Origin of the sequence: Nocardia sp. NRRL S-836, from assembly GCF_001279525.1 — a bacterium.
Taxonomy (GTDB): domain Bacteria; phylum Actinomycetota; class Actinomycetes; order Mycobacteriales; family Pseudonocardiaceae; genus Lentzea.
Genome location: NZ_LGDY01000091.1, coordinates 188,607 through 207,724, shown reverse-complemented (window position 1 = coordinate 207,724; position 19,118 = coordinate 188,607). Strand labels below are relative to the sequence as shown.

Annotated in this window: 14 protein-coding genes and 1 pseudogene; 7 read left to right on the top strand and 8 right to left on the bottom strand. The window is 71.2% G+C overall.

The window, feature by feature from the left end; translation table 11 throughout:
- The 3 genes and pseudogenes from ADL03_RS11870 to ADL03_RS11860 all read right to left on the bottom strand — a co-directional run bounded on the left by ADL03_RS11870 (position 1) and on the right by ADL03_RS11860 (position 3,783).
- Positions 1 to 1,314, bottom strand: a complete 1,314-nt coding sequence (locus ADL03_RS11870; protein ID WP_197288266.1) for an NlpC/P60 family protein — start codon at positions 1,312 to 1,314, stop codon at positions 1 to 3.
- 133 nt (positions 1,315 to 1,447) lie between these two features.
- Positions 1,448 to 2,964: pseudogene (locus tag ADL03_RS11865) on the bottom strand (class I adenylate-forming enzyme family protein).
- Between the two features lie 9 nt (positions 2,965 to 2,973).
- Entirely contained in the window at positions 2,974 to 3,783 is an 810-nt protein-coding gene (locus tag ADL03_RS11860) for a Sir2 family NAD-dependent protein deacetylase (RefSeq protein WP_053733420.1), read from the bottom strand.
- Between the two features lie 17 nt (positions 3,784 to 3,800).
- Here ADL03_RS11860 and ADL03_RS11855 point away from each other — a divergent pair, with 17 nt between their 5' ends.
- The 3 genes from ADL03_RS11855 (at position 3,801) to ADL03_RS11845 (ending at position 7,202) form a co-directional block, all read left to right on the top strand.
- Positions 3,801 to 4,265 (top strand): hypothetical protein, encoded by a 465-nt coding sequence (locus tag ADL03_RS11855; protein WP_157528499.1) that lies wholly within the window; start codon positions 3,801 to 3,803, stop codon positions 4,263 to 4,265.
- Positions 4,249 to 5,814, top strand: coding sequence for a hypothetical protein (locus tag ADL03_RS11850; protein ID WP_053733418.1), 1,566 nt, complete (start codon positions 4,249 to 4,251; stop codon positions 5,812 to 5,814). The genes ADL03_RS11855 and ADL03_RS11850 overlap by 17 nt, the downstream gene beginning before the upstream one ends.
- An 83-nt stretch (positions 5,815 to 5,897) precedes the next feature.
- Positions 5,898 to 7,202, top strand: coding sequence for an FAD-dependent monooxygenase (locus tag ADL03_RS11845; RefSeq protein ID WP_063798558.1), 1,305 nt, complete (start codon positions 5,898 to 5,900; stop codon positions 7,200 to 7,202).
- On the opposite strand, the gene ADL03_RS50470 is transcribed toward ADL03_RS11845, so the two are convergent.
- From ADL03_RS50470 to ADL03_RS11830, 3 genes are read right to left on the bottom strand one after another with little or no spacing between them, the layout of a single operon-like run.
- Positions 7,122 to 10,562, bottom strand: a complete 3,441-nt coding sequence (locus ADL03_RS50470; RefSeq protein ID WP_053733416.1) for a BTAD domain-containing putative transcriptional regulator — start codon at positions 10,560 to 10,562, stop codon at positions 7,122 to 7,124. The two genes, ADL03_RS11845 and ADL03_RS50470, sit on opposite strands and share 81 nt — an antisense overlap.
- Positions 10,550 to 11,182, bottom strand: coding sequence for a hypothetical protein (locus ADL03_RS11835; protein WP_053733415.1), 633 nt, complete (start codon positions 11,180 to 11,182; stop codon positions 10,550 to 10,552). The genes ADL03_RS50470 and ADL03_RS11835 overlap by 13 nt, the downstream gene beginning before the upstream one ends.
- Positions 11,179 to 11,889, bottom strand: coding sequence for an ATP-binding cassette domain-containing protein (locus ADL03_RS11830; RefSeq protein ID WP_063798557.1), 711 nt, complete (start codon positions 11,887 to 11,889; stop codon positions 11,179 to 11,181). The genes ADL03_RS11835 and ADL03_RS11830 overlap by 4 nt, the downstream gene beginning before the upstream one ends.
- Positions 11,890 to 11,930: 41 nt before the next feature.
- Here ADL03_RS11830 and ADL03_RS11825 point away from each other — a divergent pair, with 41 nt between their 5' ends.
- From ADL03_RS11825 to ADL03_RS11810, 4 genes are all read left to right on the top strand, one after another.
- Positions 11,931 to 12,347, top strand: a complete 417-nt coding sequence (locus ADL03_RS11825; RefSeq protein ID WP_053733413.1) for a hypothetical protein — start codon at positions 11,931 to 11,933, stop codon at positions 12,345 to 12,347.
- Between the two features lie 161 nt (positions 12,348 to 12,508).
- On the top strand, positions 12,509 to 15,319 hold the full coding sequence (locus ADL03_RS11820; protein ID WP_053733956.1) for an aconitate hydratase: 2,811 nt from the start codon (positions 12,509 to 12,511) through the stop codon (positions 15,317 to 15,319).
- Positions 15,320 to 15,429: 110 nt separating this feature from the next.
- On the top strand, positions 15,430 to 16,380 hold the full coding sequence (locus tag ADL03_RS11815; protein ID WP_053733412.1) for a M48 family metallopeptidase: 951 nt from the start codon (positions 15,430 to 15,432) through the stop codon (positions 16,378 to 16,380).
- Positions 16,380 to 16,985, top strand: coding sequence for a zinc ribbon domain-containing protein (locus ADL03_RS11810; RefSeq protein WP_053733411.1), 606 nt, complete (start codon positions 16,380 to 16,382; stop codon positions 16,983 to 16,985). The genes ADL03_RS11815 and ADL03_RS11810 overlap by 1 nt, the downstream gene beginning before the upstream one ends.
- Here the strand turns inward: ADL03_RS11810 and ADL03_RS50465 are convergent.
- Both ADL03_RS50465 and ADL03_RS48345 read right to left on the bottom strand, forming a co-directional pair.
- On the bottom strand, positions 16,982 to 18,757 hold the full coding sequence (locus ADL03_RS50465; protein WP_053733410.1) for a caspase family protein: 1,776 nt from the start codon (positions 18,755 to 18,757) through the stop codon (positions 16,982 to 16,984). The genes ADL03_RS11810 and ADL03_RS50465 overlap by 4 nt on opposite strands.
- Positions 18,754 to 19,089, bottom strand: coding sequence for a hypothetical protein (locus ADL03_RS48345; RefSeq protein WP_053733409.1), 336 nt, complete (start codon positions 19,087 to 19,089; stop codon positions 18,754 to 18,756). The genes ADL03_RS50465 and ADL03_RS48345 overlap by 4 nt, the downstream gene beginning before the upstream one ends.
- Positions 19,090 to 19,118: the final 29 nt, after the last annotated feature.

The following is a 19,118-nucleotide window of genomic DNA, read 5'->3' as shown; positions in this document are numbered from 1 at the left end:
TCAGAGCACGCGGGTCACGTACGGCATGATGCCGCCGTACCGCACGGGCGAGATCCGCACCACCGCACCGGAATGCGGCGCCTCCACCATCATCCCGCCGCCCAGGTACAACGCCACGTGCGTGCCACCGCCGGGACCCCAGAAGATCATGTCCCCCGGCGCCATCTGCGACAGCGGCACCTTGCGGCCGGCGTTGTACTGGTAGCCGCTGTAGTGCGGCAGGAACACCCCGGCGCCGGCGAACGCGTACATCATCAGGCCGGAGCAGTCGAAGCCGATCTTGCGGTAGTCGCCGTACGAGTCGGCCACGCCGCCGTCGCGCACGCCGTAGGTCGGGCCGTAGTGGTTGCCGCCGCCCCACGCGTAGATGACGCCGCGTTGGGCCAGCGCGCGGTTGATGACGATCTGCACGCGTGACCCGGCGGGCGCGGCGGCAGCGGCCGGACGGGCGGGTGCGGCGGGGGCGGGTGGTGCCGCGGCAGCGGCCGCGGCGGCGGCTTCGGCGCGGCGGGCGTTCTCCTCCTCCTCGCGCTTCTTGCCGTCGAGCCACTGGTCGTACTGGCGGCGTTGCGCTTCCAGGCCGGTGACCTCGCCGCGCGCGGCGACCAGCTCGCGTTCGACGGAGTCCTTCGTGGACTCCAGCTCGGCCGTGGCGGAGGCCTGGGCCTGGTGTGCGGCAACCGCTTCCTGCTGGGCGGCGTCGGCGACGCGCTTGGCCTCGTCGGCTGCTGTCTGCTTCTCCTCGGCCCTCTTCAGCGCCGCGCGGGCGGCGGAGTCGAGGTTCGCGGCGGCGCCCTGGTCGCGGGTGACCTGCTCCAGCGCGTTCAACGAGGACGACGACACCGCTTCGAGCATCTGCGCGCGGGCGAGCAGGTCCTCCGGCGACTTGGCGCCGAAGTAGGCGGAGATCGAGCCGACGGTGCTGCGCTGGGCGTAGGAGGCGGCGACGAACTCGTCGAGCGCCTTGCGGCTCTCCTCGACCGCGCGCGAGGCGGCGTCGGCCTGGGTGCGCGCGGACGCGGCTTCGCGGCGGGCGGCCTCGGCCTCGGCGACGGCGGTCTCGAAGTCGACGCGGGCCTTGTTGGCGAGCTCGCGCTTGTACGAGACATGGTCGAGGAGCTCCTGCAGGCGGGCCTCCGCCTGGGTCAGCCGGCCGGTCAGCTCGCCGACCCGTGCCGCCTTCGCGTCCGCCTCTGCCCGCGATGCCGAGATCTCCGCGTCACTCGGGTTCGGCGGGGGCGGCGGCACAGCGGCCGCCGTCCCCGAGAGGACGACCGCCAGCAGCACCGCCGCGGCGGAGAGTCGTGTCAACACCGGACATCACCTCCCACCGCATTAGACCAATCAGACCCACACGGCGCATCCGGAGCTAACGCACCGTCAGCCACACGTGTCACAGTGGAACACGCGGACGGTCCAATTCGGACGATCGAGTACCGGCGTGTCGTCAGTTCACGCCGCGGTCCCGGCCGGCCCAGAAGGGCTCGCGCAGCTTGAACTTCTGGATCTTGCCGGTGGCCGTGCGCGGGATCGAGTCGCGGAACTCGACGGACGTCGGCGCCTTGTAACCGGCCAGCCGCTCCTTGCAGTGCTTGATCAGCTCGGCCTCGGTGACGTCCGCCGACCGCACGACCAACGCCTTGATCGTTTCACCCCACCTCTCGTCGGGCACCCCGATCACGGCGACCTCGGCGACGGCGGGATGGGAGAACAGGCAGTCCTCGACCTCGATCGACGACACGTTCTCACCGCCGGTGATGATCACGTCCTTCTTGCGGTCGGAGATGGTCAGGTGGCCCTCGTCGTCGAAGTGGCCGCCGTCGCCGGTGTGGAACCAGCCGTCCTCGATCGCGGCGGCGGTGGCCTCCGGGTTCTCCCAGTAGCCCTCCATGACCACATTGGACCGCGCGAGCACCTCACCGCGGTGTCGGAGATCCGCAGCTGCGCGCCCAGCGCCGGGGCACCGGCCCGTGACTGCTTCTTCGCCTTCTCCTCCCCTGCCGGGCCGGGCCGGGAGCGGTTGAAGGTGAGCAGCGGCGCGGTCTCGGTCAGGCCGTAGATCTGCAGGAACTCCCAGCCGAGCTCCTCGGTCACGCGCTGGATCGTGCGGGAGGGCGGCGGCGCTCCGGCGCAGACGATCCGCACGCGGTCACGGCCGGGGATCTCACCGTCCCACGTGGCCGCGGCGTCCAGCACGGCGTTCCACACCGCCGGGGCACCGCACATCAGCGTCACGCCGTGGTCGCGCACCCGGCGCAGGATCTCGGCGCCGTCGACCTTGCGCAGCACCACCTGAGGCACGCCCAGACCGGCCAGGCCGAACGGCATGCCCCAGCCGTTGCAGTGGAACATCGGCAGCACGTGCATGTACACGTCGCCTTCCCACGCACGGGTGTGCATGGCGAACGTGACGGCGTTCAGCCAGATGTTGCGGTGCGTCAGCTGCACGCCCTTGGGCCGTGCGGTGGTACCCGAGGTGTAGTTGATCGTGGCGGTCGCATCCTCCGAGGGCGCGCTCCACGGCCGTGGCTCGGTGTCGAACCGCAGCAACGACTCCGACTCCTCGCCGAACGTGAACCGGTGCCGCGCCACCACGTCGTCCAGCTCCAGCTCGGGGTCGACGAACAGCACCGACGCACCGCTGTGCTCGACGATGTACCTGACCTCGTCCGGGCGCAGGCGGAAGTTCACCGGCACGCAGATCCGCCCGCTGCCGGGCACCGCGTGCAGCAGCTCCAGCAGCCGCGCCGAGTTGTGGCTGACGACGGCGACGCGCTCGCCCTCGCCGACGCCCAGCGCGTCGAGCCCCGCCCGCCACGCGCGCACACGCGTCGCCATCTGGGCGTACGTCGTCGTCTCGACCGGCTTGGCCGGCTGGTCGGGCTCGTCGACGGTGGCGGTCGTGTCCCCGAACGCGAACGACGCCCGGTCCAGGAAGTCCGTCGTGATCAGCGGTACGCGCATGCTGCGACCCTACGACCAGGTGCTCGGATCTCCCCAGGACGAAAAAGCGCCTCCCCCGGATGGAGGAACGGCGCTGAGGTCGGGCAGCACCTCGCCGACCGGTTCGTGCACGACGACGGCGGCGAGGGAGTCGTACGGCGTCGGCTCGTTGTTGCAGATGACGACCTGGGCACCGGCCTTCGCCGCCAGCGCCACCAGTCCCGCGGCCGGCTGCACGGACAACGACGTGCCGGCCACCAGCAGGAGGTCGCAGTCGAGCGCGGCCAGCCGGGCCCTGCGCAGCACCTCGCCGTCGAGCTCCTGGCCGAACGAGACGGTGGCGGACTTGAGGATTCCGCCGCAGCGCGGGCAGTCCGGTTCCTCCTCGCCGTCGGCCACGCGCTGCAAAGCGGCACGCATCGGACCGGTCGCACCGCATCCGAGGCAGACCGTCGCGTGCAGCGTGCCGTGCAGCTCCACCACGCGGTGCGGGTCGGACCCGGCTTTCTGGTGCAGGCCGTCGATGTTCTGCGTGACCACGGTGCGCAACCGGCCGGACCGTTCCAGTTCCACCAGTGCCCGGTGCGCGGCGTTCGGCTTGGCCGTCCACACCGGATGGTCCAGCCGGGAGCGCCACGTCCGCCTGCGCGCCTCGGCGTCGGCCAGGTAGGTGGACAGGGTGGCGCCACGTCCGGCGTCCGCGTCCCGCGCCCACACGCCGCCGGGGCCGCGGTAGTCGGGAATGCCCGAGTCGGTGGAGACGCCGGCACCGGTCAACACCGTGATCCGGTGGGCGGACGCGACCAGCGCCCGTGCCGCCGTGCACGCGTCGGAGACCATCCGTTCACACTAGTCGGGTGCGCAGCGCTGTGGGAGCCGCGATCGCGGCAGTGGGCTTGGTCACTCAGATCACCGGAACTTTCCTGCCCTGGCTCAGGTCGGGATCGACCACGAGGGACAGTTACCAGGTGCTCTCGCTGCGTGATCTTGCCGGGTTGGACGGGGTGGCCGGCGGCGTGGTGACGGGTGTCTGGGTGGGTCTGACGCCGCTGGCCGTCGTGGCGCTCGCCCTCTACGCGGTCCGTTTTCGTCGAATTGCCGCGTGCGTGGCTCTCCTCTTTGGCACGATCGGGGGAACCGTGGCCCTGGTTGCCACGGTCCAAGGGGACAGCAAGGGCGCGTTGGTCGGACTCAGCTCGACCGGACCCGTCGTGACCCTTGCCGGTGCCGTACTGGCGATCGTGGGGGCGATCACGGTGCTCACCTCGCCCAGGCGCAGCGCAGTGATGACTCCAGGAGGGAACCGTGAGCTACCCCGGTAGCGGCGGACAGTGGCAGCCGCAGAACGACCCGCAAGGGCAACAGCCCCACCAGGGCGGTTACCCCCAGCAGCCGCAGCAGGGCGGGTACCCCCAGCAGGGCGGCTTCCCGCAGACCGGACCGCAGGGCTTCCCGCAGCAGGGCGGCGCTCACCCGCAGCAGCCGGGCGGTTACCCGCAGACCGGCCCGCAGGGTGTGCCGCAGCAGGGTTACCCGCAGAACTTCCCGCAGCAGGGCTTTCCCCAGCAGGGTTTCCCTCAGCAGGGGTTCGACCAGCACCAGCAGCCCTACGGCTACGCGCCGGCAGGGGGTGAGCCGCCGAAGAAGAAGCGCACCGGTCTGGTGATCACGGCCGTCGTGGCGGTGCTGCTCCTCGTCGGTGGCGGTGTCACGTTCTTCGCCCTGCAGAAGGCGAACCCCGCGGCGAACGCGGGCAAGGACACGCCGGAGATCGCGGCGAAGAACCTCGTCGAGCAGCTCGGCAGCGGTGACGTCGTCGGCATCATGGCCTCGCTCGCGCCCGCAGAGGCCGCGTTGTCGAAGGACTACATGGACTCGATGACGAAGGAGATGAAGCGTCTCGAGATCCTCAAGCAGGAGGCCGACCCGAACAAGATGTCGGGCGTCGAGTTCAAGAGCGAGAACATCAAGTTCGACGACGCGGCGGCGGAGAAGGTCAACGACCACCTCACGATCAACAAGCTGACCGAGGGCAAGATCACCATCACCTCGGACATCTCCAAGGTCCCGCTGACCGACAAGCTGATGGACGCCATCGGCGACAAGGTCAGCCTGACCAAGTCGGAGACCAAGACCTACGACATCTCCGCCGAGGTCAAGAAGCGCGGCAAGCCGATCGGCATCGCGTCGATCAAGGTCGGCGACAAGTGGTACCCGAGCGCCTTCTACACGATCGCCAACGCGGTCCTGGAGGAGGAGAAGCTCACGTGGCCGCAGAAGGGCTTCGCGCCGCAGGGCGCCGGCTCGCCGGAGGAGGCGGCCAAGCAGCTGGTCAACGCGGCGCTCGACGGTGACATCGAGAAGGTCATCGCCACGCTGCCGCCGGACGAGGCCGGTGTGCTGCAGGACCTGGGCCCGGTGCTGCTGGACGAGATCGGCTCGGTGGACAAGACCGGCGCGAAGCTCAACGCGCTGGAGACCGACGTGAAGGACGTGACCGGCGGCAAGCAGGTCACCGTCAAGAAGCTCTCGGTGACGGCGGAGGGCGAGACCCTCACGATCACGCGTGAGGGCGACTGCTACTCGGTCGACGTGCCCAAGCAGGGCGAGCAGAAGCTGTGCGCCGACGAGGTCACCCAGCTGCTGGAGCAGCAGGGCGGCGGCAAGAGCAAGATCCCGGCCGAGGCGGTCGAGGTCATCGGGCGGGTCGCCACGTCGGTCATGAAGACCGGTGTCGGCGTCGTGTCCACCAAGGTCGACGGCAAGTGGTACGTCAGCCCGGTGCGGTCGTACTACGAGGTGCTGCTGACGCTGTTGCGCGGCTTCGAGCCCAAGGACGTCGACGCGCTGATCGCGCTCATGAAGAAGTAGTCCGAGCCGGTCCCCACGGCCCTGTCACAGCGCAACAGCGCGGTGACAGGGCCGTGGCAGTTCACGGGTCGAGTGTGGTCGCCATGGACACTCAGGTTCTGATCATCGGCGCCGGCCCGACCGGCCTCACCCTCGCCCTCGACCTCGCCCGCCGCGGCGTTCCGTTCCGCATCGTCGACGCCTCCTCCGCACCGTTCGCGGGCTCCCGCGGCAAGGGTCTGCAGCCGCGGTCGATGGAGGTGTTCCACGACCTGGGCGTCATCGAGCCGATCCTCGCCTCCGGCCGCCTGCACATGACCATGCGCGCCTACCGGGGCCGCGAGGTGCTGCGCGAGTGGGACGTGCACGAGGGACGGCACCCCACGCCCGAACGCCCGTACGCGCGCACCATGCTGATCGCGCAGTTCCGCGTGGAGCAGGTCCTGCGCGAGGCGCTGCCCGCGGGCACTGTCGAGTACGGCATGCCGCTGACCGCGTTCACGCAGGACGACTCCGGTGTCACCGCGGTCGTCGGCGGCGAGACCGTGCGGGCGCGGTACCTGGTCGGTTGCGACGGCGGGAAGTCGTTCGTGCGCAAGCAGCTGGGGGTCTCGTTCGTCGGCGAGACGCACGAGGACCAGCGGATGCTGGTGGGCGACGTGCGGGTCTCCGGCCTGGACCGCGACCACTGGCACAGCTGGGGCGGCCGCGCCGACCGGTGGCTGGGCCTGTGCCCGTTGCCCGACACCGACCTCTACCAGTTCCAGGCCACCGGTGACGGTGAGCCGTCGCTGGAGCTGTACCGGGAGATCGTGCGCGAGCGCACCGGGCTGGACGACGTCGTCCTGCACGACGCGACGTGGATGTCGGTGTACCGCACCAACATCCGCATGGTGGACCGGTTCCGCGTCGGCCGGGTGTTCCTCGCGGGCGACGCCGCGCACGTGCACTCCCCCGCCGGCGCGCAGGGCATGAACACCGGCATCCAGGACGCGTACAACCTGGGCTGGAAGCTCGGGATGGAGACGTTGCTCGACACCTACGAGTCCGAGCGCAAGCCGGTCGCGGAGTGGCTGCTCGGCATGACGACCGCGATCATGATGTCCGGCAACCCGTTCGAGCGCCGCGAGGACGAGACGCTGCAGCTGTCGTTGTCGTACCGCACCGAGGAGGGGCCCGGCCTGAAGGCGGGTGACCGGATGCCCGACGGCGTGACCGACCAGGGCCGGATCTTCGACCTGCTGCGCGGTCCCGACTTCGTGACGCTCGACCTGGGCGACGATCCGGTCCTGGTGCGGCCGGACGGGTACGTGGCCGCCATCGGCCGGTCAGCGATCGACGCCTACTTCCGCGCGGCACCGGTCACGCAGCTGCACCACCGCCGGGTCGCTGCTCGGGCCGCCGCGTAGCCGTTCCGCCTCGTCCAGGGCGGCCGCGGCACGCTGCGCGTCGCCCTGGGCCAGCAGCCAGCCCGCGTACGCCTCCAGCACCGTCGCCCGCGCCGGCCCGTCCGTGCTCCGGCTGACCGTGTCGAGCGCTCGCGCGTGCTGCTCACCCGCCTGGTCCAGCAGCCCCAGGCGGGTGAGCGCCAGCCCGAGCCCCGCGTGCACCGCGGCCCGGAACTGGAACGCCTGCGAGTCCTCCGTGGCGTCGAGCGCCTGCCGGTAGAGCCGCACGGCCTCCTCGAAGTCGCCACCGAAGTAGGCGACCTCGCCGTGCGCCTGCGCGACCCGCCCCTGGTCGAGGTTGTACTGCGGGCGGACCTGCGCCAGGTCCTCCCGCGCACCGGCGAGGTCACCGATGCGCACCTTCAGCCGTGCCGTCTGCACGAGCACCGGCATCGGCACCAGCACGTTCTCCGGGTCACCCAGCTCGGCCGCCACCTGCCGCGCCTCCGACACCGCCTTGAACCCCTCGGCGAACTCGCCCCGGTTGATCAGCACCATGACCAGGCACGACAGCCCGAACACCACGGCCCACCGGTCCCCGACGGCCCGGAACCGCACGAGCGCCCGCCGGTACGCCAGCTCCGCCTCCGGCGCCGCACCCTCGCTGAACTCCCCCGCCACCACCCCGCGGATGAGCGCCGAGAACGCCCGCATCCACTCGTCGTCCGACCGCTCCAGCCGATCGGCGAGCGCCGTCATCCGGTCACCGAGCTCCGCGACACCCCACACCTGACCACTGGTCAGCATCAACGCGCACAACGCCGTCGGCAGGTCCTCCTGCCACAACCGCTCCGCCGCCGCGACGGCCTCCGGCGTGCCCAGCGTCGCCAGCACCTCCGACAGCGGATCGCCGGGCACGAGCGGCGCCCACCGCCGGATCTCCTCGTACCGCTTGGTCATCACCAGCCAATGCCACGTGCGCGCCGCCATCATCCGCCGGGCAAGCGCCGGTTCGTGACGCACCGCCCACGCCAGCGCCGCGTCGAGGTTGGCCCGCTCCGCCTCGAAGACCTCCAGCGCTTCGAGCTGCCGCGGCCCGCGGAGCAACGGCTCAATCCGCTCGGCGAGCTCGACGTAGTACCGCGCGTGGGCCGCCGGATCTGTCCGGCCCTGTTCCAGCGCGTACTCGCGGACCGTCTCCAGCAGCCGGTAGCGCTCGCCGGTGCGGACGACGAGCGACTTCTCGACCAGTGCCGACAGGAGGTCCTCGGTTTCCCAGAGGTCGTGCAGTTCGAGGTTGTGCTCGCTGCTTTGGGCGTTTGGGGCGGGGGCGCCGCCGGGGGCGCCTGGGGTGTGCTCGCGGGTGTTGTGTGCGGCGGGGTTGTGGGCCTCGTGGGCGTACCCGCTGGGGTTGTGACCGCCGGGGCTGTTCCTACTGGAGTTTTGCCCGCTGGGGCGGTGTTCGCTGGTGTTGCGCTGGCTGGGGTCGTGCACGTCGAGGTCGTGCCCGCCGGGGCTGTGCTCGTCAGGGCCGTCCTGCCCGCCGTCGAGCTTCCGATCTTGTCGGTGGTCGTGAGTACGTTGAAACGCAGGGGTTCCCGATTCGGGGGTACCCCTGCGCGAGCCTGCCGTGTCCACCGAACGGCCCGTGTACGCCGCACCCGCCGTGCCCACCGCATCGGCCGTGCCTACCGCACTCGCCGCGTCGGCCGTACTCACCACCACATCCGGCGAACGGCGCGTGTCCCCGGCACTCGCCGTGTCCGCTGCACGTTCCGTATCGCCGGCACCCGCCATGCCCACCGAACGCGCCATGCCCGCCGAACGCTCCGCGCCGACCGCATCAGCCGCTTCCATCGAGCGCGCCGTGGCCACCGAACGGTCCGTGTTCCCAGCACCCGCCGTGCCCACCGGACAGCCCGTGTCCCCAGCACTCACCGCGCCTGCCGCACGCCCCGCGTCCCCGACACCCGCCGTGCCCACCGAACCCGCCGTGCCCACCGCACGCCCTGAGCACACCGCATGCACCGCCGAGGCCGTCGCCCCGCCCACGAACACCGCCAGCCGCGCCAGCAACGTCCGCTCGGCCGAGTCCAGCAGCTCCCAGCTCCAGTCGATCACCGCCCGCAGCGTCCGGTGCCGCGCGGGTCCGGTGCGCGCGCCGCGGTCCAGCAGCCGCAGCCGGCTCTGCACGCGCGACTCGAGTTGCTGCGCCGACAGCGAGCGCGCTCGTGCCGCCGCCAGCTCCAGTGCGAGCGGGATGCCGTCGAGCGCGACGCAGACCCGCCGCACCACCCCGGGGTCGAGCGCCGAGCCGACGCGTGCGGTGAACAGGCGGACCGCGTGCTCGACGTCCAGCGGCGCCACCGGGTGCACGACCTCGCCGGGGATGCCCAGCGGCTCCCGTGACGTCGCCACCACGGACACCCCCGGCGCCTCGGCCAGCAGTCGCGCGCACAGTGCGGCGGCCGCGTCCACCACGTGTTCGCAGTTGTCGAGGACCACCAGCGCCGAACCCAGGCGGGCGAACACCGGCATCGCCAGCGGGTTCGGGCCCAGGGCCGCGTCCAGGGCGGCCAGGGGGTCCGCTGCCGAGTCCAGCTCCACGAACCACGCTTCGTCGCGCGTGGCCGCGTGCGCCAGTGCCAGCCGGGTCTTGCCCACGCCGCCGAAGCCGGTCAGCGTGACCAACCGGTTCGACGCCAGCAACGCGTCCAGCGCGGCCAGGTCCGAGGCGCGGCCCACGAACGACCCCACCGGCGCCGGCAGGTTGCCGCGCACGGAACGTTCGCGCAGCACGGAGAGATGTGCCGCAGCCAGCGCCTCCCCCGGGTCCACCCCCAGCGTCTCCGCCAGAGAGGTCCGCACCCGGTCGAACACCGCCAGCGCGTCCGACCGGCGGCCCGCCGCGTGCAGGGCGAGCATCAGCCGCGCCTGCACGTCCTCGCGCAACGGGTGCGCGGCGGCGAGAGCTTCCAGGCCGGTCAGGTCGTCGCGCAGCAACGCCAGCCGCACCGCCTCGTCGACCGCGAACGGTGCGTCCTCGAAAGCCGCGCCACGCCACAGCGACGCGTCACGGGTCCGGCAGAACTCCTCGACATCGGTGGGGGCTTCGAGCCGGTAGCCCGTGGCGTGCGAGGAGATCGCGTCGGCACCGATCGTGCGCCGCAGCCGGGAGGCCAGCGACTGCAGGGCGGCGGCGCCGTCGACCGGTGGGTCGTCCGGCCACAGGTCCGCGATCAGCCGTTCCGCGGCGACCACCCGGCCCGGTTCCATCGCGAGCCGCATCAGCAGCCACCGCAACCGCTTGCCGCGCACCTCGACCGACCCGTCGCCGACGACGAGCGGTCCGAGCACGTCGACCCGCATCACGTCCGCCACACGCCCAACGCGACCGCGCCCGCCACCAGGACGGCGCCGACGACACCGGCCCACAGCACCGAGAGCGAGAACTGGTTGTGCCCCAACGCGTCCAGCACCCAGCCGAGCGGTGTCACGCGGCCCAGCGGGTAGGTCAGCACGACCACGGCGAACACCGCCAGCACGGTCCGCCCGATCGCGTCGAACACCGGCCGCGCGAACATCAGGCCCACGCCGACGCCGAGCAGCGCGACCGCCGTGTGCGACCCGAGGCCCACGAAGAAGTCACCGGCCGTGTACGGGTGCGGGTTCGTCACCACCGGCCACACCGCCGCGAGCGCCGCCATCGCCACGGCGAACAGCACGGCGACGATCGCGACCGCGCCGAGCACCCGCGGCCACCCGCCCGCCGACACGACGGTGATCTCCCGCCGCACCACGTCCTCCGACGTCGCCACGACGACCGCCGTCCACGCGCAGATCGGGTACAGCAACGCCGACGACCCCGAGTACGCCTCCAGCGGCTGCCCGGCGTCGGAGGAGAACAGCATCCCCAGCACGCCGAGGAACACCAGCACCGGAGCCAGGAACCGCTGCCCCCGCAGCACGTCCGCCACGAGGTACCGCACCAGCGAGGTCATCGCACGCTCCGCACCGAGCAGCCGAGCCGCAACGCCTCCGCCAGCACCGAGTCACTGCGTTCCGGCGCGACGACCACCCGCGCCGACGTGCCCCGCGACAGCACCGACCGCACGCCTTCCAGCGCCTCCAGCGCCTCCAGTCCGACGACCCGGCTCAGCTCGATCGTCACGTGACCGCCGGCGAGGTCGACGCGCGCCGCGTCCGCGAGGTGGCCCTCGTGGTCGGACACCAGCGCGGTGCGCCCCTGCAACAACGACACCAGCTCCGCCGACGCCGCCGGGTCCAGCCCGCTCCACGGCTCGTCGAGCACCAGCAGGTCCGTGGCGAGGAACGCCTGTGCCAGCGCGACCTTCTGCGCGTTGCCCTTCGACAGCTCGGACATCGGCGCCGTCAGCGAGCCGACGAAACCCAGCCGCTCCAGCACGTCCGTCGCCGCCGCACGGCGGATCCGCCCCAGGTGCGCGAGGTACGACGAGGCGGACATCCTGACGTCCGAGGGGAACCGCTCCGGCACGTACCCGACCGACGCGGGCCGCACGACCCGCCCGGACGTCGGCCGCAACACGCCGGCCGCGATCTTGAGCAGGGTGGACTTGCCGGTGCCGTTCGCGCCGGTCAGCACCACCAGCTCGGACACTTCCAGCGTGAGGTCGCGCAGCACCCAGGGCCCGCGTCCGTACCGCTTGGAGACCTGATCGAGGAGCACCACGCCAAGATAACCACAGCACGGCACGACACGGAGGACATATGACACTGCTACCGCTGGCCACGGCGTGCGTCTGGCTCGGCATGGTCGTGGCGATCTCGATCGAGGCACCGCTCAAGTTCCGGGCACCCGGCATCACGCTGCCGCTGGGGCTGGGCATCGGGCGGCTCGTGTTCCGGGCCCTCAACCGCGCGGAGGTCGTGCTGGCCCTGGTCACCGCGGTGACGTTCGCGTCCGGCGACCGCCCGTTCGCGGCGGGCGTGCTGCTCACCGTACTGGTCGTGACGCTCGCGGTGCAGGTGCTCGCGCTGCGCCCCAGGCTGGAGGCCAGGGCCCAGCTGATCATCGACGGGGAGCCGCCGCCCAGGTCACGGGCCCACCTCGCCTACATCGCGCTGGAAGGTGCGAAGGTGCTGATGCTCGGCGCGTTCGCGGCGGTTCTCATGTTCGCCGGGTGAAACGCCGCCCGGCCCGCCTCGGGTGAGTTAGGGCAACCTGGGTTGAAGCGGCTTACAGGACAAGCGTACTGTTTGGGTCGAGGGGCAGCGGTCGACCGGGTGCGGAAGACTCTCCCCGTACCCCGAACTGACCACCGCGCTGTCACCAGATGGAGTTGCACGTGACTGCACCAGCTAGCAAGGACAGCTTCGGCGCCCGCGGCACGCTCAACGTCGGCGACGCCTCGTACGAGGTGTTCCGGCTGAGCGCCGTGGAGGGCGCGGAGCGTCTGCCGTTCAGCCTGAAGATCCTGCTGGAGAACCTGCTGCGGACCGAGGACGGCGCGAACATCACCGCCGACCACGTGCGCGCTCTCGCCAACTGGGACCCGACCGCAGAGCCCAGCACGGAGATCCAGTTCACGCCCGCACGGGTCGTGATGCAGGACTTCACCGGTGTGCCGTGCGTCGTCGACCTGGCCACCATGCGCGAGGCCGTCACCCAGCTGGGCGGCGACGCCGAGAAGGTGAACCCGCTCGCCCCCGCCGAGCTCGTGATCGACCACTCGGTCATCGCCGACATCTTCGGCCGCCCGGACGCGTTCGAGCTGAACGTCGACCTGGAGTACGAGCGCAACAGGGAGCGCTACCAGTTCCTGCGCTGGGGCCAGACCGCGTTCGACGAGTTCAAGGTCGTCCCGCCGGGCACCGGCATCGTGCACCAGGTCAACATCGAGCACCTGGCCCGCGTGGTCATGGTCCGCGGTGGCCAGGCCTACCCGGACACGCTGGTCGGCACCGACTCGCACACCACGATGGTCAACGGCATCGGCGTGCTGGGCTGGGGCGTCGGCGGCATCGAGGCCGAGGCCGCGATGCTCGGCCAGCCGGTCTCCATGCTGATCCCGCGCGTGGTGGGCTTCAAGCTCTCCGGTGAGCTGCCCCCCGGTGCCACCGCCACCGACCTGGTGCTCACGATCACCGAGATGCTGCGCAAGCAGGGCGTCGTCGGCAAGTTCGTCGAGTTCTACGGCGAGGGCGTCGGCGCGGTGCCGCTGGCGAACCGCGCCACCATCGGCAACATGTCGCCGGAGTTCGGCTCCACGGTCGGCATCTTCCCGATCGACGGCGAGACCATCGACTACCTGCGCCTGACCGGCCGGTCCGAGGAGCAGATCGCACTCGTCGAGGCCTACGCCAAGGAGCAGGGCCTCTGGCACGACCCGTCCCGCGAGGCCGTCTACTCCGAGACGCTGGAGCTGGACCTGGCGACGGTCGTCCCGTCCATCGCCGGCCCGAAGCGCCCGCAGGACCGCATCGAGCTGACGAACGCCAAGGCGTCGTTCCGCACCGCCCTGAAGGACTACGTCGCGCACGTCGCCGACGAGAAGTCCGACGTGGACGAGGCGATCGACGAGACGTTCCCGGCCTCCGACCCGATCGCCGTGCACGAGGGCGAGAACGGCGACGGCGCGCCGCGCCTGCAGACCGCGGCGGAGGGCGCCGACGGCCGTCCGTCCAACCCGGTCAAGGTCTCGCTCGACGGCAACGAGTTCGAGCTGGACCACGGTGCCGTCGCGATCGCCGCGATCACGTCGTGCACCAACACCTCGAACCCGTCGGTGATGCTCGGCGCGGCCCTTCTCGCGAAGAAGGCCGTCGAGCGCGGTCTCGAGCGCAAGCCGTGGGTCAAGACGACCCTGGCGCCGGGCTCGAAGGTCGTCATGGACTACTACGAGCGCGCGGGCCTCATGCCGTACCTGGAGAAGCTCGGCTTCCACCTGGTCGGCTACGGCTGCACCACCTGCATCGGCAACTCGGGCCCGCTGCAGGAGGAGATCTCGGCGGGCGTGCAGGAAGGCGACCTCGCGGTCGTCTCGGTGCTGTCGGGCAACCGCAACTTCGAGGGCCGGATCAACCCGGACATCAAGATGAACTACCTCGCGTCGCCGCCGCTCGTCGTGGCGTACGCGCTGGCCGGTTCGATGGACAAGGACATCACCACCGAGCCGCTCGGCACCGACACCGAGGGCAAGCCGGTCTACCTGAGCGAGATCTGGCCGTCGCCGCAGGAGATCGCCGAAGTCATCTCGACCTCGATCTCCCCGGAGGGCTTCTCCAAGGGCTACAAGGACGTCTTCGCGGGCGACCAGCGCTGGCAGTCGCTGCCCACGCCGACCGGTAACACGTTCGAGTGGGACAGCGAGTCCACCTACGTGCGCAAGCCCCCGTACTTCGAGGGCATGGAGATGGAGCCGAAGCCGGTCACCGAGATCTCCGGTGCCCGCGTGCTGGCGCTGCTGGGTGACTCGGTCACCACGGACCACATCTCCCCCGCCGGTTCGATCAAGGCCGACTCGCCCGCGGGCAAGTACCTGACCGAGCACGGCGTGGAGCGCAAGGACTTCAACTCCTACGGCTCCCGCCGCGGCAACCACGAGGTGATGATCCGCGGCACGTTCGCGAACATCCGCCTGCGCAACCTGCTGCTCGACGACGTGCAGGGTGGCTTCACGCGCAACTTCCTCGAGGCCGACGCCCCGCAGACCACCATCTACGACGCGTCCGTCGCCTACGCGGAGGCCGGTGTCCCGCTGGTCGTGCTGGCCGGCAAGGAGTACGGCTCCGGTTCGTCGCGCGACTGGGCGGCCAAGGGCACCTCGCTGCTCGGTGTCCGCGCCGTCATCGCCGAGTCGTTCGAGCGCATCCACCGCTCGAACCTGATCGGCATGGGCGTCCTGCCGCTGCAGTTCCCGGCCGGCGAGAACGCCGCGTCGCTGGGCCTCGACGGCACCGAGACGTTCGACTTCACCGGCATCACGAAGCTCAACGACGGTGACACCCCGTCCACCGTGCACGTGGTCGCCACGAAGACCGACGGCGCGAAGGTCGAGTTCGACGCGGTCGTCCGCATCGACACCCCCGGTGAGGCCGACTACTACCGCAACGGCGGCATCATGCAGTACGTGCTGCGCAAGATGGTCCGCAGCTAGGAAATCATTGCCAGATCAAGGCCAATGGGCCGTCCACACCTCGGTGCGGGCGGCCCATTGGGCTATTGTTCGGACCCGTCCGTCGGCACCGTCGCACTGGGAGTCGCGTCATGGCGGTCCGGTTCAACCTGCACGACCTCATGCACCCGTTCGACCGCAGTGCCCGGTCGAAGCTCGAAGCGGTGCCGTTGCTGGACAAGGCACTGACCGCCTACGGCAAGGTCTACACGGACCGGATGTGGCGGCACTACCTGCTGTCGAACGGGGTGCGCCTCGGCCCGCGGCAGCTGCCGGAGATCTACCGGATGCTGCCGCCGATCTGCGACGCGCTCGGCATCGAGCCGCCGGAGCTGTACCTGATGGAGGGTGCGCAGCCCAACGCCTTCGCCGTCGGCATCGAACGGCCGATGCTGGTGCTCTACAGCAGACTGCTCGACTCGCTCGACGAGGACGAGATCCGCGCGGTCATCGCCCACGAATGCGGCCACATCGCCTTCGACCACTCGCTCTACCGCCAGATCGGTGACCTCGTCGCGCACGGCGGGGTCAGCATCCTGCCGAACGTGCTGGGCCTGAAGACGCTGGGAGACCTGGCGTTCGGCGAGGCGCTGGTCAACTGGCAGCACAAGAGCGAGCTGTCGGCCGACCGGGTGGCCGCGGTCTGCACCGGTGGCCCGGAGGCCATGAAACGCGCGATCTTCCACATGGTCGGTGTGCCCAAGTGGCTGCCCGGTGAGATCAACTACGAGGAGTTCGAGGCGCAGACCGTCGAGTTCGACGCGTTCAAGCTCAACTCCATCTGGAACCGGCTGATCGACCGCGACGTCCGCATCGGCACGCCGACGCACCCGATGCCGATCGCCAGGGTCAAGTACCTGCAGGACTGGGCGCGGACCGACGCGTTCCGGATCCTCACCGGCACCGTCGAGCACCGGCGCGACCAGGCGCCGACCCGCTGCGAGCGCTGCCAGAACCAGCTGCAGCCGACGTGGCGCTTCTGCCAGACGTGCGGCACCGAGGTTGTCGGGGCGACCGGCACCATCGCACTGGAAGGCCCGTGATGAACCTGCTCAAGACCGAGCGGATCGTGCACCACACCGTCCCCGACCTCGGTCCGGTGGCACAGCGGATCATGCAGCACTTCGCGGGCGCCCAGTACGTCGTCGCTGGTCAGCCACGCGCGACGCCCCAGCACCCCGGTTACGCGATGCCGCCCGCGTGGGAGATCAGCCTGCACGCACCGTCGTTCCGGCAGATCGGCCAGCACCGCGGCGCGGTGAAGCTGGAGCTGGTGCCGCACGCGGGCATCACGCTGATCCGCGTGTCACCGGGGGTGTTCGGCATGCCGGTGGGCAGCGAGCAGCTGACGTGGGCGGTCAAGCTGGGCCAGCTGTGGCGGGAGATCAAGCAGTCCGAGCTGCACGACAACGCGTTGCTGGTGTCGGAGGAGTACGTGACCGAGGCGGCGCTGCGGGCGGGCCCGGCGCCGCAGATGCCCCCGATGCTGCCGCAGGCCCAGCCCTCGTTCGCCTCGCCTCCCGGTGAGCCGGCGTGGGCGGTCACACCGCAGCCGTTGCAGCAGGACACCGCGTTCTGCCCGGGGTGCGGCGGCCGGGTGGCCGTGACCGCGAGGTTCTGCCCGGAGTGCGGCGCGAAGCGCGGTTAGGCGGTCAGCAGCCGCACCACGGTCGCGAGCGAGTGCCCCAGCGCGCCCTGCACGGTCACCACCGGCACCACACCGTCTCGTTGCGGCCCAACGAGAGCACGGCGCAGCACCCGTTCTGCGGGACCGTCCGGCAACCGGGCGGCGAGGTCGGCCGCCGCACCACGTCCCACCACACCACCGTCGGCCGCCGCCCGTGCGATCGCCAGCGCGCGCCGGGCGAGCGGCAGCGCCGACGCCTCGACCCGGATGACCGCACGCCCGGTGTCGGCCAGCTCAGGGGCGTCACCGGCCATGACCGTGGTCGCCGACGCCGTCACGAGCACGCGGTAGGCGCGGCCGAGCACCGTGCCGCCGTCGGCCCCGGTCAGGGTGCACAGGCCGGACAGCAGGTCGTCGGCCGCGGCCGTCGGGTAGACCACCACGACCTTGGGCGTCACGAACATCAACCGCCTGGCCACGTGCGGTGCCAGCTTCGGCGCCACGACCAGCAGCGGCCTGCCCTTCAACGCCGGGTCGGCGGTGAGCACCCGTGCGTCGAGCTCGCCCGTGCGCGACACGACGACCACCGGCGCGTCCAGCACCACCGGCGTGGCCGCCGCGTTCGGGGCCAGCAGCTTCGTGGCGAACGTGAGCCGGCTGGTGAGCTCGACCTCCACGGCCGCACCGGTCGTGACGCCGACCTCGACGTTGCCGGCACCGGCCCGTGCGAACGCCGCCGCCGTCTGCGCCGCCAGCTCGCCGTCCCCCAGCGCGTCCGCGATCGCCGGTTCCAGCTCCGCCGGTCGCGCCAGCGCCGCCAGCCGGGACCGCAGCACGGCCACACAGCGGTCCAGGCCAGCGAGCAGCCGCGCGGTGTCCGTTCCGGCCTCGATCTCGTGCACCGCCTGCGCCAGCAGCGACTCGGTCAGCACGTCGACCCCGGCCGGGTCGCCGAACTGCAGCAGCATCACCTCGGTGAGCTCGGCGCGCATCGCGTCGGTCAGCGGCGCGTGCACCCGCGACGGTGTAACGCGCGGCACCTCCACCGGCAGCGACCAGGCGCGGTTGTGGACGATCTCCAGCTGTCCCACGGTGTTCGTGTTCATCTGCTGCGGGCGGGGGAAGCCGCCGAGCACCATCTCGTTCAGCACCCGGTCGTACAGGTCGCTGAGCCGCAACCGTTGCGCCCCACCGGGAACGCCCTGGTTCAGCACCTTGAGCAACCCGCCGGTGAACGCGGTGTGCCTGCCCCGCTCCGGTGCCTTCGACGGGGAGTTGTGCGGTGAGGACGTGATCACGTAGGTGCCGCCGATGTCGATCTGCCCGGAGATCACCGACAGCGGCTGCTGTTTCAGTGCCCGGCCGCTGAAGCAGCAGTCCAGCACCACCACCAGCCGCGCGGCCCTCACCCGGCGCACCGCCTCGCGCAGCCACGCGTACCGCAGCCCGGTGAACTTCGGCGACTGCTCGGTGGTGTCACCGACCGCGAGGATCAGCTCGCCGTCGTCCGGGTCGGGCACCCCGTGCCCGGCGAAGTACAGGAGCAGCGTGTCGGTCGCCTCCGCCGCCACGCGTTCGACCGTCGTGGCCACCTGCCGCGCGTCCGAGACGTCCGGCGGCTCCACGCAGTTCTGCCGCGCCAGGCCCCAGATCGCCGGGTCGGTCAGCGCCGCGGCCAGGTCGGTGACGTTGTTGCGCACCGCGGGCAACGGGTGCAGCCCGGGGTGCTTCGGTGTCCGGTCGACCCCGATCAGGATCGCGCGGGAGCTCACCGGGTCCGGCAGCCCCGTCACCGGACCAGCTTCGCGATGATCTCCGCCAGTTCGGCCGGGTCGCTCAGCGGCCGGCTGTCCACCTCGGCCACCCGCCCGCCCGCGGTGATCGTCAGCGCCACGGCGGCCCGGTGCCTGGTCCACACGGCGATGGACCTGGCCAGCACGGCATGGTCGGCGTCGTCGGCGAGCGTCACCGTCAGCACCCCGGCGCTGCCCATCTCGTCCGGCTTCGGTGGCATCGAACGCCACTCCACGGCGGCGCGGCGCAGCTCGTCCTCGTCGCGCAGCCAGTCGTGCAGCGAGCGGAGGTCCTCCTCGGAACCGGAGATCTCCATCGGCTTCTCGTGCATCGGGCCAGGGTAGTGGTTTGGCCACGAAT